At 57.6% G+C, this 13,605-nt stretch carries 15 protein-coding genes; 5 read left to right on the top strand and 10 right to left on the bottom strand.

Annotated features, from left to right (window positions below):
• The first annotated feature begins 11 nt into the window (after window positions 1–11).
• Genes ccmC through RYZ27_RS14590 form a run of 3 tightly spaced genes read left to right on the top strand, consistent with a single transcriptional unit; the run spans window position 12 to window position 1,428 of the window.
• Complete coding sequence (ccmC, locus tag RYZ27_RS14600; RefSeq protein WP_406680261.1) at window positions 12–743, top strand: heme ABC transporter permease CcmC; 732 nt, start codon at window positions 12–14, stop codon at window positions 741–743.
• 5 nt (window positions 744–748) lie between these two features.
• Window positions 749–898, top strand: a complete 150-nt coding sequence (locus RYZ27_RS14595) for a hypothetical protein (RefSeq protein ID WP_406680260.1) — start codon at window positions 749–751, stop codon at window positions 896–898.
• On the top strand, window positions 898–1,428 hold the full coding sequence (locus RYZ27_RS14590) for a redoxin family protein (RefSeq protein WP_406680259.1): 531 nt from the start codon (window positions 898–900) through the stop codon (window positions 1,426–1,428). The genes RYZ27_RS14595 and RYZ27_RS14590 overlap by 1 nt, the downstream gene beginning before the upstream one ends.
• A 4-nt stretch (window positions 1,429–1,432) precedes the next feature.
• Here RYZ27_RS14590 and RYZ27_RS14585 read toward each other — a convergent pair whose 3' ends face one another.
• Complete coding sequence (locus RYZ27_RS14585; RefSeq protein WP_406680258.1) at window positions 1,433–1,957, bottom strand: MarR family winged helix-turn-helix transcriptional regulator; 525 nt, start codon at window positions 1,955–1,957, stop codon at window positions 1,433–1,435.
• 101 nt (window positions 1,958–2,058) lie between these two features.
• On the opposite strand from RYZ27_RS14585, the gene RYZ27_RS14580 reads away from it, so the two are divergent.
• Window positions 2,059–2,595: an NUDIX domain-containing protein gene (locus RYZ27_RS14580; RefSeq protein ID WP_406680257.1), complete on the top strand. Its 537-nt coding sequence runs from the start codon at window positions 2,059–2,061 to the stop codon at window positions 2,593–2,595.
• Here the strand turns inward: RYZ27_RS14580 and RYZ27_RS14575 are convergent.
• Genes RYZ27_RS14575 through RYZ27_RS14565 form a run of 3 tightly spaced genes read right to left on the bottom strand, consistent with a single transcriptional unit; the run spans window position 2,592 to window position 5,707 of the window.
• Window positions 2,592–3,314, bottom strand: coding sequence for an inner membrane-spanning protein YciB (locus RYZ27_RS14575; RefSeq protein WP_406680256.1), 723 nt, complete (start codon window positions 3,312–3,314; stop codon window positions 2,592–2,594). The genes RYZ27_RS14580 and RYZ27_RS14575 overlap by 4 nt on opposite strands.
• Window positions 3,315–3,322: 8 nt before the next feature.
• Window positions 3,323–4,774 carry a lipopolysaccharide biosynthesis protein gene (locus RYZ27_RS14570; RefSeq protein WP_406680255.1) on the bottom strand — a complete coding sequence of 484 codons (1,452 nt, stop codon included), beginning with the start codon at window positions 4,772–4,774 and terminating at the stop codon, window positions 3,323–3,325.
• A gap of 36 nt (window positions 4,775–4,810) precedes the next feature.
• Complete coding sequence (locus RYZ27_RS14565) at window positions 4,811–5,707, bottom strand: EamA family transporter (protein ID WP_406680254.1); 897 nt, start codon at window positions 5,705–5,707, stop codon at window positions 4,811–4,813.
• Between the two features lie 48 nt (window positions 5,708–5,755).
• Between RYZ27_RS14565 and RYZ27_RS14560 the strand changes: the two genes are divergently transcribed.
• Window positions 5,756–7,666: an ATP-binding cassette domain-containing protein gene (locus RYZ27_RS14560; protein WP_406680253.1), complete on the top strand. Its 1,911-nt coding sequence runs from the start codon at window positions 5,756–5,758 to the stop codon at window positions 7,664–7,666.
• Here the strand turns inward: RYZ27_RS14560 and RYZ27_RS14555 are convergent.
• The 6 genes from RYZ27_RS14555 to RYZ27_RS14530 all read right to left on the bottom strand — a co-directional run bounded on the left by RYZ27_RS14555 (window position 7,663) and on the right by RYZ27_RS14530 (window position 13,590).
• Window positions 7,663–8,250, bottom strand: a complete 588-nt coding sequence (locus RYZ27_RS14555) for a NifU family protein (RefSeq protein ID WP_406680252.1) — start codon at window positions 8,248–8,250, stop codon at window positions 7,663–7,665. The two genes, RYZ27_RS14560 and RYZ27_RS14555, sit on opposite strands and share 4 nt — an antisense overlap.
• Window positions 8,251–8,312: 62 nt before the next feature.
• A complete protein-coding gene (locus RYZ27_RS14550; RefSeq protein ID WP_406680251.1) occupies window positions 8,313–9,476 on the bottom strand; it encodes a PAN domain-containing protein in 1,164 nt (387 codons plus the stop codon).
• 71 nt (window positions 9,477–9,547) lie between these two features.
• Window positions 9,548–10,495 carry a glutathione S-transferase gene (locus tag RYZ27_RS14545; protein WP_406680250.1) on the bottom strand — a complete coding sequence of 316 codons (948 nt, stop codon included), beginning with the start codon at window positions 10,493–10,495 and terminating at the stop codon, window positions 9,548–9,550.
• Between the two features lie 81 nt (window positions 10,496–10,576).
• Window positions 10,577–11,827, bottom strand: a complete 1,251-nt coding sequence (locus tag RYZ27_RS14540) for an RNA polymerase sigma factor (RefSeq protein ID WP_406680249.1) — start codon at window positions 11,825–11,827, stop codon at window positions 10,577–10,579.
• Window positions 11,828–11,833: 6 nt separating this feature from the next.
• Window positions 11,834–12,184, bottom strand: coding sequence for a YciI family protein (locus RYZ27_RS14535; RefSeq protein WP_406680248.1), 351 nt, complete (start codon window positions 12,182–12,184; stop codon window positions 11,834–11,836).
• Between the two features lie 95 nt (window positions 12,185–12,279).
• On the bottom strand, window positions 12,280–13,590 hold the full coding sequence (locus RYZ27_RS14530) for an O-acetylhomoserine aminocarboxypropyltransferase (protein WP_406680247.1): 1,311 nt from the start codon (window positions 13,588–13,590) through the stop codon (window positions 12,280–12,282).
• Window positions 13,591–13,605 lie beyond the last annotated feature (15 nt).

Genomic DNA, 13,605 nt, shown 5'->3' with positions numbered 1-13,605 from the left:
AAGCAAAAAACATGTGGTCCATTCTCGCTAATCCGCACCGTTTTATGGCCTTTTCCAAATGGGCCATTCCGATTTCAGCCGCCATTGGCGCACTCCTGTTCGCCTATGGCCTGTGGCAGGGCCTGTTTATCGTTCCAACTGACGAGGTTCAGGGCGGGCATATTTTCCGCGCCCTGTTCATTCATGTGCCGAGTGCCTGGCTCTGTATGGGCCTCTATGTCGGCCTCGCAGTAGCAAGCTTTGTCTGGTTCATCTGGCGGCATGAGCTGGCCGATATTGCCGCGCGTGCCATCGCCCCTATCGGGGCTGCCTATACCGCACTTTGCCTTGCCACGGGCAGCATCTGGGGCAAGCCAACCTGGGGCACATGGTGGCTGTGGGATGATCCGCGTATGATGAGCGTGCTTGTCCTCTTCTTCCTCTTCCTTGGCTATATGGCCCTGCGCGCGGCGCTTGAGACACGGCAGAAAGCGGCTCGCGCCGGCGCCATCCTCGCCATGGTCGGCATCATCAACGTTCCCCTGATCCGCGTCTCAGTTGATATCTGGGCCAGCATCCATCAGGGGCCAAGTGTCATCCGCGCTGAGGGCCCGGCCATGGACTGGATCTACCTCCAGCCTCTGCTGATCGGCTTTGTCGGACAGGGCCTGATTGTGGCTGCGCTCACCCTGACCCTGATGCGCGCCGAAGTGTTCGGGCAACAGGCCGATGCCTTGATGGCGCGGCGACTGGCGGGAGATTGATCATCATGACCATGCCAATGGATGATAATGCCGCTTTTCTCTGGTCCATCATTAGTATGGGCGTCGCCTTACCGATTGTTCTGGGTGTCTATGTCACGATCCGCACCCGGCTCAATAAAGCCCGACTTGAACGGATGCGCGAAGGGGATAACTGATGAAGCGTTGGATGGCCGCTCTTCCGCTTGCTGCCTTACTCGCGATTGGCGGGATTACTGCGCTGCAGCTCTACAATCCGGAAAAGAAGACCTTCGAAAAAGCCGATGAGGGCACAGTGGTACGCCTCGCCCCGGATCGCGAATTTCCCCGTTTCATGGCGGAAGGGAGCTTCAGTTTCGCCCCGCCTCCGGGCGACAAGCCGATCGCGGTTAACCTGTTTGCCTCATGGTGCGCGCCTTGCCGGGTGGAGCACCCTATGCTGACCGAGCTGGCGCAAGACTATCCCGACCAGCTTTATGGCCTCGCCTACAAGGATCAGGACGCAGCGACGAAAGCGTTCCTGGATGAACTCGGCGATCCGTATACGGAGATCGGGACGGATCGCGATGGGCAGGGCGGTCTGGAATTTGGCCTCACCGGCGTTCCGGAGACTTTCGTGATCGACCGTGAAGGCAAGATTATCCTGCACATTCGCGGGATTATCGATGAAGATAATATCGGAGATTTAAAGGCCGCGCTTGACGGCTAGGCCGCTATTTCGCGCGCTTTTTCTTCTTTTTCTTTTTCATCGCTTTTTTGCGCTTCTTGATCTCGCCTTCGTCTTCTTCTTCCTCGACTTCAAGGCCGCTGATGACGGCGAGCGATTCAATCAGGCTGGCCCGGCGCGATTTGCGCAAATCCTCGATCAGGATTTCATCGGCTTCTTCAACCGTTGGCACGGCGTTCTGATAGGCTTCTTCACCCGCTTCTGTCAGCGAGACAGCCTTGGCGCGGGCATCTTCCTTGGATGTGACGCGAGCCACCAGACCGCTTTTTTCCATTCGCGCAACCATGTCCGCCAACGTAGAGCGATCGATGCCCGTCATATCGACAAGGCTCGACTGGCTCTGGCCGTCTTCCTCATGCAGAGCAGCCAGCACAGCAAACTGACGAATGGTCAGACCCTTCTTGGCGAGCGCCTCGGCAGACAGGTTGACCGCCATTTGCTGGGCCCGGTGCAGTAAATGCGTGGCAGAGCGCCCCAAGCTGAAATCCGGCTTATAGTCTTGCTTGCCCATTTGCACGGCCCTAGTTGTGTCTGTCTGACGCCTTATACACTTACAGTGCGCCGTATGCAGATCAATTTGATTCCCTTTTAAAGCGAGAGCCTTACAAAATAATGACAGTAAAACAGCAAGCTGACTTCAAACTTGAAATTCCGCATGGGGATGATCGTGAGCGCAGGGTCTGTCAGAGCTGTGATTTCGTTGACTATCAGAACCCCAAAATCGTTGCCGGTGCAGTGATTGTGCAGGATGGCAAAGTCCTACTCTGCAAGCGCGCGATTGAGCCGCGCAAAGGCTTCTGGACGCTTCCGGCAGGCTTTATGGAACTTGGCGAAAGCGTCGAAGAGGCCGCTGCCAGAGAAGCTTTTGAGGAAGCCGAAGCAAAGATTGAAATTGATCGCGTGCTGGCCGTCTATTCAGTACCACGCATCGGGCAAGTGCAGGTCATGTTCCGCGCTAAACTGATTGGCGGTTATGGCATTGGGCCAGAGAGCGAGGAGTCAGGCCTGTTCGAATGGAAGGATATTCCGTGGTCGGAATTGGCGTTTCCAACCGTCGTTTGGGCGCTTACTGATTATGCGGCGACGCGTGATCAGGACAATTTCGCGCCTTTCGCCAATCCAGAAGGGACAGATGCCCTGACCCGTTAGGCCGCTTCCTCTTCAGGCTGGCGCAAATGCTTCAGCGTGTAAGGCACGTTCAGCGCCCCAAAGATGAAGGTGATGACCATATTGCCGAGCTTCCAGTTCGCCCAAATCCCCTGTGCATCCTTCTCGCCAAAGCTCAGGCCGGCAAAGGAATAGGCTTCGCAGGGTGCGGCCTGCACACCGAAGATTGGCAAACATTGTTCTGCAATCGGCGCATACATGCGCCACAGATACTCATTCCAGAAGGCCATGGCGATAAAGAACAGGCCCCAGCGAATGGACAGCACGGTCCATGCATGATCAGGCAGATCAAAGACGGACTTGAACATTTCCCGCCAGATATTCAGGCCAAACAGCATGGGCAGGAAGATCAGACTGGCGAGGAAAAGCTGCTGGATGGTCACTTTGACGTATAGAAACGCTTCATTCTGCGCGAGAATGCCCAGCGTACCAAAGAAGCCAACGATGACGGACGAGACGATCAGGAAAAGCGGGATGGGCTGGCGTGTAATCAGCTTCTGTCCAATCACAAAAGCGGTAATCGCAATCAGCGCGCCGGTCGCCCAGAAAAGCGCCGTCTTGGCGCTGAAGAAGCCAGTCTCCGGGGCCAGAAACCGCATACCATTATAGATAATGACAAAAGCCATAACCGGGACAAGGTCGCCCCAAATCTGGTTCGCCTTATCGGCTGCGGTACCGAGATCGTTTTGTGTATCGCTCATGATATAGTTTACGCAGCGCGTCCCGCTCTGGATTTGAGTTTCTCCAGCACAAAACCGCGTGCCCCGCCCGCGTCAAGCAGAAACGCCATGATTGCATAAGTCATCCCGCCACAGGCTGCCTTTACGAACAGTTCCGGCCAGCTGCCCCAATCCGGCAGGATGGCAATCACTGGCCACATAGCAAGCGCAGCGAGTGAGACTTTCAGCACCTCCAAAAGCGGCAGTGGGAGGGCAACATGTCTTTGTCCTCGTAGCCCTAAAACTACAATCCCGAGTGCATAACTGATAACCGTGGCGGCCACGGCTCCCATTAGCCCAAATTGCGGGATCAGGATCAGATTCAGCACAACATTCACCCCTGCTGGCACCAACATCAGCACAGCCCGTTCCGCTGTCTTGTGCGCCAGCTGGAAGGCTTCGGAAAAATAATGGATCAGCAAGCCATTGAGCAGCCCGGCAAAAGCAATCCATGGAATGATAGCCATCGCTCCATCGCGCACGTCTTCACCAATCATTGCTTCGGCCAGTGGCTGAGCAACCAGTGCCAGACCTGTCGCGGCTGGTATGCCGATCAGCAACATGGTCGTGATCAAACCGCGCGCTTCATCTCGCGCCGCATCTTTGCCAGCGCGTTCATAGGCTGCCATCACCAAGGGCGATCCCGCCATCGCCGTCCACGCGCAAAGCAGGAGAACCGTCTTGTCCGCCACGCCATAACCAGCGGCATACTCGCCAACCGCGGCTTCTCCGAGAAATAGCGCGATCAGCAAGCGGTCCGCGGCGCTGAGAATAAGATCCAGCACCAAAGCCGCCGCAATCGGTACGCCATAGGCGAGATAGGCCCGGCGCTGGCTTTGGCTTGTTTGCCCGCCTTTGATCTGCCCTGCCAGCCAGGCCCCCTGAGGCGCAATCAGGATCGCACCAATGACCACCATGCCGATGAAAGGACTGGCCGCGCCCATCCCGCTTTTCCAGGCAATCAGGGCACCAAGAATGAACCCACCAAACAGGCGGGTGGTCTCAACAAGGGCATAGCGCCTAACCTGCTGGCTCGCCTTGTGCGCCTCCAGCGTCATTTGCAGTGTCGTGTTGATCGGCATCAGGACCGCAATCCAGGGCAAAATGGCCAGATAGTCCGACAGACGCCCCAAAGCCGCGCCAAGCGCGACCAACAAAACGACCGTCACAATAAGGGATCGCAAGGTCAGCGAGACCGCCGTGCGGAAATGGTCTGGCAACCGCCCCTGCGCCCCGGCTTTCCCGGCAAAGCGATAGGCCGCGGCCTCTGCCGGGGTCAGGCTGAGTGTATGGATCAGCGCCATGGCCGATACCATCAGAGCATAGCGCCCATACTCGTCCGCATCGAGCAGGCGCGTAAACACATAAACGCCCCCGAAGGACGCAATCGCACTGGCAAGTTTCACGGGCAAATAGCCTGCAAGATGGCGCAACAATTTCATGAGGAACCGCCTAGCACAGGATATGCCAAGGGCGCGTTAAGCCCCGATTTGAAGCATCAAGAGACCCACGGCAAGTACAGCTGCGGCAACAATCCGGCGTCGGCCAAAGGATTCTTTCAGAAACACAGCCCCCATGATCGCGGCAAAGACAACGGAGGTCTCGCGGATCGCGGTGACATAGGCGACATCAGCCAGAGACATGGCCAATAGCGCTGCGCCATAACTGATTGTGCCAAGAAAGCCGCCAATCGTCCCACCAATAATCTGGGGCCGCACCCCACTCCAGATATTGCCCCGGCGCACAAACAGCATCGCCGCCGTGATCCCAATCCAGTCAAACAGGAATAGCCAGACGACAAAGGTCATCGGATTATCCGCCATGCGCACCCCGCGCGCATCCACCACGGAATAGGCGGCAATCCCAACCGCGGTCAGCCCGGCCCAAATCAGAGCATCGCGTTTAGGCAGGCCAGTGCCATCAGCGCGCTTCTCCGGCAGGGCAAAGACAATAATCGAACAGGTCGCCATGATCAGGCCAATCCAACCCCAGATGCCCGGATTTTCGCGCAAGGTCATCAATGCCAACAACGCTGCCAAGAGCGGGGCCAACCCGCGCATTACTGGAAAGACCAGCGACAGATCCCCGCGATGCAGAGCGCGGATCATCGCAAACTGATACCCCCAATGGACGATAACCGACAAAGCCAGCGCGCCCCAGAGCGGCCCTGTCGGCAAGGGCACGAAAGGCGCGAACGGCAAGACGCTGAGCGCCATTGCAATCGACACAATCATCCGCGCCGACAGGACATCCCCGCCCCGCTTCACAAACATATTCGTCGCCGCCACAGTAATGGCCGACAACAGACACAGCGCGAGAGGGAGGAGAATAGCGTTCACCGCGTCGCCATCGCGCAGCGGCTTAACGGAAGTCAAGCGGCCAGCAGCCCTTGCCTTGCGCCGCGGCTTGGCTAAACCGCCGCCATGCTGACGATTTCTGACCTCGATTACCGGATTGAAGCGCGCCCTCTGTTTGATGGGGCGAGCGCGCAGATTGCGTCTGGCTGGAAAGTCGGGCTGGTCGGGCGCAATGGCACAGGCAAGTCCACCCTGCTGCGCCTCATCCGTGAAGAGGTTGAAAACCCAACCGCTCAAAGCGCCATTCGCCTGAGCCAGGGGGCCAAGCTTGGCTGGGTCGCGCAGGAAGTCGCGCCAACCGATGAGACGATCCTTGAGGTGGTTCTCGCCGCCGATACTGAGCGCCATGCCCTGATACAGGAATCCGAGACCGCAACCGATCCGGACCGGATTGCCGAAATCCATATGCGGCTGGTGGATATTGATGCCTGGTCAGCCGAGGCGCGCGCGGCTGAAGTCCTGATGGGCCTTGGCTTCAAACATGCTGACCTCGCCCGCAAGACGAAAGAGTTTTCCGGCGGCTGGCGAATGCGCGCGGCAATTGCCGGGGTGCTGTTTTCACAGCCTGATCTGCTCCTCCTCGACGAGCCAACCAACTATCTCGATCTTGAGGGTGCGGCGTGGCTAGAGGGATATCTGAAAAAATATCCGCATACCGTCATCATTGTCAGCCATGACCGCGAGCTGCTCAATCGCTGTGTTACCCACACGATGGCGCTGGAGCATTTGAAACTCACGCTTTGTGCAGGCGGCTATGATGCCTGGTTGCGGCTGCGGGCAGAACGCGTCGCGCAATTGGAATCCCAACGCGCCAAACAGGATGCTGAAAAGGCCCACTTGCAAGCCTTCGTTGACCGCTTCCGCGCCAAGGCCTCGAAGGCGCGGCAAGCCCAATCCCGCGTTAAAATGCTGGAAAAGATGCAGGATATCTCCATCCCGCTGGCGGAACGCACCGTCCCGTTCACCTTCCCGTCCGGGGAAGAGAAGCTCAGCCCGCCCATGCTCGTGCTCGAAGACGCCGTGCTCGGTTATGGTGAGGGTGCCGACATCCTCCGCAAGGTTGACCTGCGCCTTGATCCCGATGACCGGATCGCCATCATCGGCACCAATGGACAAGGCAAGACCACACTGGTCAAATCCATCGCTGAGCGCCTGCCGCTGATGGCCGGAACACGCAAAGTCCCCAAGGCCATCCGCATTGGCTATTTCAGTCAGGACCAGATGGACGAGCTGACCATGGGTGAAACCGTGCTTGACCATGTCCGCCGTGCTCTGCCGAGTGATACAAAAGTTGCCCAGCAGCGCGCCGTCGCCGCCGCGATGGGCTTTTCTCATGAAAAGGTCGATACCAAGATTGAGAAACTGTCCGGCGGTGAAAAAGTCCGGCTCTTGCTTGGCCTGATGGCGATGGAAAAGCCAAACATCCTTATCCTCGACGAGCCAACCTCTCACCTCGATATCGATAGCCGTGAAGCGCTGATCTATGCCCTGAACGACTTCAAAGGCGCCGTCCTGCTAATCACCCACGATGTGTTTCTGGCCGAGGCGACCGCCGATCAGCTCTGGCTCGTCAAAGATGGGGCCGCCAAGCCCTATGCTGGCGACCTTGCCGACTATCGCAAGCTTGTCCTGCAGGCCGATCGCGAGAAACCCGACCCGGCAACCAAACCCAAAACCGCAGCCGTTGAAACCAAACCAGTCGCCAAGGTCGACAAGGCTGAACAGCGCCGCCTGGCTTCGGAAAAGCGCAAGGCCGCTTCGCCCCTGAAGCGCAAGGCCGAAGATGCTGAAAAGCGCCTGACCAAAGCCACCGCAGCGCTTAAAAAGGTCGATGAGAGTCTTGCCCAGCCCGACCAATCTTCAGACCAGATGCAAGCTTTAATGGTCAAACGCGGCGAGTTAACCGCCACCATTGAGCAAGCCGAAATGGATTGGCTGGAGGCCAGCGAAGCCTATGAAACCGCCATCAATGCCTAAAGAGCAGCCTCAACAGCCGTGACCTCAGGCACATAGGCCCGCAGCATATTCTCAATGCCGGATTTCAGCGTCATCGTGGACGATGGACAGCCCGCACAGGCACCGCGCATGGAGAGGTGGACAATCCCGCTCTCAGGTTCAAACCGATGGAAGATAATGTCGCCACCATCCTGCGCCACGGCTGGGCGAACGCGGGTTTCAATCAGCTCGATAATCTCGCTGACAATCTCTGCGGTATCGCCCTCATAATCATCAGCAGACCCGCCTTCCTCAACCTGTGGCATCGCCGCGCCGCCTGTTGCCATAACCGGAAGGCCAGCAACGAAATGATCCATGATCGCGGCAAGCGCCATCGGACGCACATGTTTCCAGTCGCTGTCCGCATCCTTGGTCAGGGAAATGAAATCTGCGCCAAGGAAGACCCGCGTGACCCCGGCAACATCAAACAGAGTCTGCGCCAGCGGGCTGGTCCCGGCTTCATCAAGGCTGGCAAAGTCATATGGACCTGTATCCCCTGTCACGGGTTGGCCCGGCAGAAACTTCAGCGTTTCCGGGTTTGGGGTCGGTTCGGTCTGGATAAACATTGCAGATCGCCTTTGTCTCTTCTTGAGAGACAAATGTTGCTCCACCCCGAAGCTTTCAAGGTCTATTCGTCTTCGTCCGGCACACCACCAAGGAAGCCAGCTGTCGCCTGCTCATCGCCTGGGACAAAGTCCGTGTCGCCGACCGAGTAACTTGGTTCATTCCCGGTCCGCTGATTCCAAGGCACACGTCGGCGTTGTGAAATCGGGGCGGGAGGATCGGTTGCAACACCCCCGCTCGCAACATCCGGGTCGATCGTGATCGGTTCTGGTTGCGATACTGGCGCAGGTTGCGGAGCAGGCTGAGGCGCTTGAGCCGCTGATGGCTGCATCTCAAACTGCTTTGGGCGCTCTGGCTGCGGCGCAGGCTTTGGGGCAACCGGCTGAGGGCGAGGTTGCGGCTGTCGCGTAATCGGCAGGGGTGCCGGGGCTGGACGCGGTGCAGGCGTTGGTGTGGGCCGCGTCGCAACAGGGGCAGGCGCAGGACTTGGCGCGCGATAGACCTTAACCGGGCCACCTTCTAACCCTTGGGAAGACCGAGGCTGTGGCTGTACCACGGGCTGGGTTGGACGCGTCAGACGCGTTGGCGCAGGATGCGGGCGAGGGGCCGGAGCCACTTGCACAGGCTGTTGTGGCGGTGCAACCGGACGCGTAACGGGCTTGGGGCTCGGTTGTGGGCTGGCAATTGGTTTTGGCGCTGGGGCAGGAACCGTCACGGATTTCGGGTTCGGCTTTGGCGGCGCAACCGGTTTTGGCGCAGGCTTAGGAAGCGTAACCGGCTTGGGGCGTGGCGCAGGCGGCGTGCTCACGGCTGGCGCGCGCCGAAGGGCTGACGCAGGAGCAGGTGCAGGAGCAGGTCGGGCATAGGCGTTCTGCGGTGTCTTCGGACGCGGATGATACTTCGTAGCGACACCAGAGACCGCGCCGGGGCGGTATTCTTGAGCCCCAATGTTACGCTTCAATTCACAGCGCGGTCCCATCTGAAAAGTTGCGGGCACAAGGCTCCATGCCGCGCAGTTTTGATCACCATTACAGGCGGCTTCACACTGACCCGGCGTTGTGCCACGCATGCTTTTATAAGCAATACCAAACCGATATGTATCCGCTTCATGCCCAGGCAACCGTTCGCTGACCGGGACAACATTGCCTGCTTTCACCACGCTGGTCTGGGCATTCGCCACAGCACCCATGAAAAACAAAGCGCTAAGCACAAGAATGATGGCACGCATGAAACAGGCTCCCGAAAAACAGGCTAGCCTAAAATGTAAAACGCGCGCGTTAAGGAAGCGTTGTTTATACTTCAAACCCGGCGCAGGACATAGCCCACACGCGGAAAATGGACATGCAGATTATCGGCGCGGTCATCCTGCCGGGCAATGATCACTCGCTCAGCATTGGCGATCACCAGATCACCCTCAACCCAATCCTTTGCATAGTCATCCGGCGCAATTGCAACACGCTCACCAGGTTCAAAATCGCGCAAATCATGGGCGGTTGAGGCCGGTTTCAGACGTGGCGCCGCACTATGAGCGACATCAATTGCATCTTGCCCGCTAATCTCTTCAGGGGCCTGACCTCTGAAATCCTTTAGGCGCCCATACCAACTGCGCGTCAGCGGGGCATCCTCAAAGCAGCGTTCGAGAAAATCTGGCACATTCTTCTCTACGAACCATGGGTTCATAAAGGCATGCACATCGATCAGGCCCGGCTTGGTCCCGACCAGCCAATCTCCGGTCCCGGCATGACGGCCACCATCAAGCCGCTCTTCAATCCACATGAGCTGTGTGCGCCATTGATCGCGGAGGATCGGTGCAGCTGCTTTCATTGCGTCAACATCAAAAGGACGACCCGACATTTTCGTGCGATCCTCGATGAATTCTTTCGGCATCTTGTCGCCAACTTCGCCAAAGATCACGCCCACTGAAGTCTGGAACCATTTCGTATCGACCCAGGCCCCGACCATTTTCGCCAGCCCCTCATGCCCTGGCAGGTCAAGCGCGGGCAGCTGAAACCGACGCTCCAGCTCCGGCAGCATCAATTGCGTGTCACAGTAAATATCTGCGCCAATCTGCATCACCGGGGTGCGCCGATACCCGCCCGTCAGCGGGATAAGGTCTGGCTTGGGCATGATGGACGGGATTTCCACCGCGGACCAAGCGAGATTCTTCATGCGCAGGGCAAGACGAATTTTCTCTGAAAAGGGCGAGCGCTCAAACTGGTGCAGAATAATGCTTTGTGCGTTCGCCATGGTTTATGCCTCCCCAGACAAGTTTAGTGCATTTTGCGGGATTTGTTAGGGAAGGGAAGGGGCAAGATTGTCTAAGGCGATCTATTCACCCAAGTTTGCCAATTTCCTGGTCAGGAAATCTCGTTCAACATCATTTTCCGCAAGCGCCAACCCGGCTTCCAAACAAGGTTTTGCTTCATCAGGCCGTCCAGCGCGCGATAGCAAATCCGCCTTGGCCAGATGAAAGGCTCTGTACCCGCTCAGGTCATGCTCATTCGCAGCCGCGTCCAGCATGTCCAAAGCCACTTCAATCGAGTTTGCATAAGACAGCGCCATGGCCTGATTGATCCGCACAACAAGAGATGGCTGGAGGGTGTAGAGCAGGCTGTAAAGCGAGGCGATTTGAGGCCAATCCGTTACCTCCCAGCATTCCGCCTCAACATGTAGGGCACTGATCGCGGCCTGCAACTGATACGGGCCAACCCTTTGCTGACGCAGAGTATCCTGAATGAGGCTTGTGCCCTCAAGGATCATTTGCCTGTCCCACAGGCCTCTGTTCTGATCTTCAAGAGCAATCATTGCCCCGTCTGGGCCTGTCCGCGCCAAACGTCTTGACTCATGCAACAGCATCAACGCCAGAAGCCCTGAAACCTCTGTCTCCTTCGGCAGCAAGTCCCGCATAATTCGAGCGAGGCGAATAGCCTCCTTGATCAAGTCGACACGCGTAAGGGCCACACCCGATGTTGCCGCATAGCCCTCATTGAAGATCAGATAAATAACCGCCAGAACACCGCGCAGACGCTCTGGCAATAGATCAGCGCTGGGGACTTCATAAGGGATATTGGCCAGTCGGATTTTCTTTTTGGCGCGAACAAGGCGCTGGGCCATGGCGCCCGGTTTATCGAGGAAAGCATGGGCAATCTCCTCGGTCGTCAACCCGCCTATAGTCCGCAAGGTCAGAGCAATCCGGGTCTTTTCCTCCAGCGCTGGGTGACAGCAGGTGAAGATCATTTCCAGCCGTTTGTCAGGAACCACATCCAGATCGCATTCGATGTCATCGGGTCGTTCCAGATCAAGGAGATATGACAGGTCAGGCTGCTTCTTGGCGAAAGTCTGAGCCCGGCGCAGGCGATCAACAGCCCTGCGGCGCGCCGTCGTGATCAACCAGGCTGCAGGTGATGCAGGCAGGCCCTGCTCTGACCATTTTTGCAGCGCGACTTCTACCGCATCCTGCAAGCTATCCTCGGCCAATTGCAGATCGCCAACCGATTGGGTGAGGCTGGCGAGAATGCGCCCCCACTCCTCCCGCACGATTGTCTCAATCGTTTGGTCGAGTGTGAGTGGGGGCAGCATGATCGTCTATTCGTAAATCATGATCGGGCGAACCTCGACCCGGCCATGCTTGGTGGTTGGGATCATGGCAGCATAGTTCAGCGCCTCATCCAGATCCTTGCAGTCCAGCAGGTAGAAACCGCCAAGCTGTTCCTTGGTTTCGGCGAACGGGCCATCCATGGTTTCAACTTTACCGTTTTCCCGTGTGACCGTGCTGGCAGTTACGGCAGGCTGTAACGCCTCGCCGCCAACAAAGACGCCATCATCCTGAACGCGCTTTGTGAAGTCAGCGAAACCCTGCATGTAGGTGCTGAACTCTGCTGTGCCTGGCTGGGGTTCGCGATGCTCTTCGGAATAGATTAGACAGATATATTGCATGTTGTGCTCCTAAAGATTGTGAGGGCTCAGGAGTGAACCTTCACAACCCAGACGAACGAGCTTTAGCAAAATCGACACGCCCTCGCGATTTTTTTCTAAATCACTGCCAAAGCCTGCTGAAGATCGGCGATAATATCAGCGGCATCTTCAATCCCAACTGACAGGCGCACCGTGTCGGGCGCGGCCCCGGCAGCGGTTTTCTGCGCATCTGAAAGCTGGCTATGGGTGGTTGAGCTCGGGTGAATGATCAGCGAGCGCGTATCGCCAATGTTCGCCAGATGGCTGAACAGCTTCACATGCTCGACCAGTTTCACCCCGGCCTCATGTCCACCCTTCAGGCCAAAGGTGAAAACCGCCCCAGCCCCTTTCGGACAATAGGTCTGCGCCAGCGCGTGATACTTATCCCCGGCTAGGCCCGCATACTGAACCCAGCTGACTTTCTCATGCCCACTCAGATATTCGGCTACCGCAGTCGCATTGGCGCAATGCTTATCCATGCGCAGAGGGAGGGTTTCACACCCGGTCAAGATCATGAACGCGTTAAATGGCGAGAGTGCCGGGCCAAGGTCACGCAGGCTGAACGCCCGCGCCGCAATCGCAAAAGCAATATCCACCGCCGCGCCATCCGGGCCAAGCGGCAGCGCACCAAAGCCTTCGGCAAAGTTCAGATCATTATAATAGGCCTGCGGTGTCGCCATGGTCGGATACTTGTCGGCATGAGCTTTCCAGTCGAAATTCCCACCATCAACCAGCATGCCACCAATCGAATTGCCATGCCCACCAATAAACTTGGTTAGCGAGTTCACCACAATGTTCGCGCCATGCTGCAGCGGCTGGCAGAGATAAGGCGAAGCCATTGTATTATCGACCATGTAGACGACACCATGCTTCTTCGCGATCGCAGCAACCTGCGCCATGTCCGTGACGACACCACCCGGATTGGCGAGGCTTTCAGAGAAGATCACGCGCACAGTGTCATCCATCGCCGCCTCAACCGCGGCACCATCATTGATGTCGACGAATTCCACACGCCAGCCAAACTTCTTGAACGCATGGCCAAGCTGGTTGATCGACCCGCCATAAAGCTGTTTGGCCGCCACGATTTTGGTGCCCGGCTCCATCAGGACATGGAAGGCCAGCAATTGCGCGGCATGGCCTGAGGCTGTGGCAACGCCCATCGTGCCGCCCTCAAGATTGGCAATCCGCTCCTCCAGCGCCCCCGTCGTCGGGTTGCCAAGACGAGTATAGATGTTGCCAAATTCCTGCAGCGCGAACAGCTTTGAGGCATGCTCGGCATCCTTGAAGACAAAGCTGGTGGTCTGGTGAATGGGTTGAGCGCGTGAGCCGGTCACGGGATCTGGCGCAGCCCCGGCGTGAAGCGCGCGGGTAGAGAAGCCTTGTGTCATAATATCAATCCTGCA

Origin of the sequence: Hyphomonas sp. FCG-A18, from assembly GCF_045287255.1 — a bacterium.
GTDB lineage: Bacteria > Pseudomonadota > Alphaproteobacteria > Caulobacterales > Hyphomonadaceae > Henriciella.
This window is presented reverse-complemented; position numbering and strand designations above follow the sequence as displayed.

Bases quoted from the DNA above. Each gene is read 5' to 3' on its own strand.
- ccmC (WP_406680261.1), top strand. From the start codon at position 12: ATGTGGTCCATTCTCGCTAATCCGCACCGTTTTATGGCCTTTTCCAAA.
- RYZ27_RS14595 (WP_406680260.1), top strand. From the start codon at position 749: ATGACCATGCCAATGGATGATAATGCCGCTTTTCTCTGGTCCATCATT.
- RYZ27_RS14590 (WP_406680259.1), top strand. From the start codon at position 898: ATGAAGCGTTGGATGGCCGCTCTTCCGCTTGCTGCCTTACTCGCGATT.
- RYZ27_RS14585 (WP_406680258.1), bottom strand. From the start codon at position 1,957: ATGGGCAAGCAAGACTATAAGCCGGATTTCAGCTTGGGGCGCTCTGCC.
- RYZ27_RS14580 (WP_406680257.1), top strand. From the start codon at position 2,059: ATGACAGTAAAACAGCAAGCTGACTTCAAACTTGAAATTCCGCATGGG.
- RYZ27_RS14575 (WP_406680256.1), bottom strand. From the start codon at position 3,314: ATGAGCGATACACAAAACGATCTCGGTACCGCAGCCGATAAGGCGAAC.
- RYZ27_RS14570 (WP_406680255.1), bottom strand. From the start codon at position 4,774: ATGAAATTGTTGCGCCATCTTGCAGGCTATTTGCCCGTGAAACTTGCC.
- RYZ27_RS14560 (WP_406680253.1), top strand. From the start codon at position 5,756: ATGCTGACGATTTCTGACCTCGATTACCGGATTGAAGCGCGCCCTCTG.
- RYZ27_RS14555 (WP_406680252.1), bottom strand. From the start codon at position 8,250: ATGTTTATCCAGACCGAACCGACCCCAAACCCGGAAACGCTGAAGTTT.
- RYZ27_RS14550 (WP_406680251.1), bottom strand. From the start codon at position 9,476: ATGCGTGCCATCATTCTTGTGCTTAGCGCTTTGTTTTTCATGGGTGCT.
- RYZ27_RS14545 (WP_406680250.1), bottom strand. From the start codon at position 10,495: ATGGCGAACGCACAAAGCATTATTCTGCACCAGTTTGAGCGCTCGCCC.
- RYZ27_RS14540 (WP_406680249.1), bottom strand. From the start codon at position 11,827: ATGCTGCCCCCACTCACACTCGACCAAACGATTGAGACAATCGTGCGG.
- RYZ27_RS14535 (WP_406680248.1), bottom strand. From the start codon at position 12,184: ATGCAATATATCTGTCTAATCTATTCCGAAGAGCATCGCGAACCCCAG.
- RYZ27_RS14530 (WP_406680247.1), bottom strand. From the start codon at position 13,590: ATGACACAAGGCTTCTCTACCCGCGCGCTTCACGCCGGGGCTGCGCCA.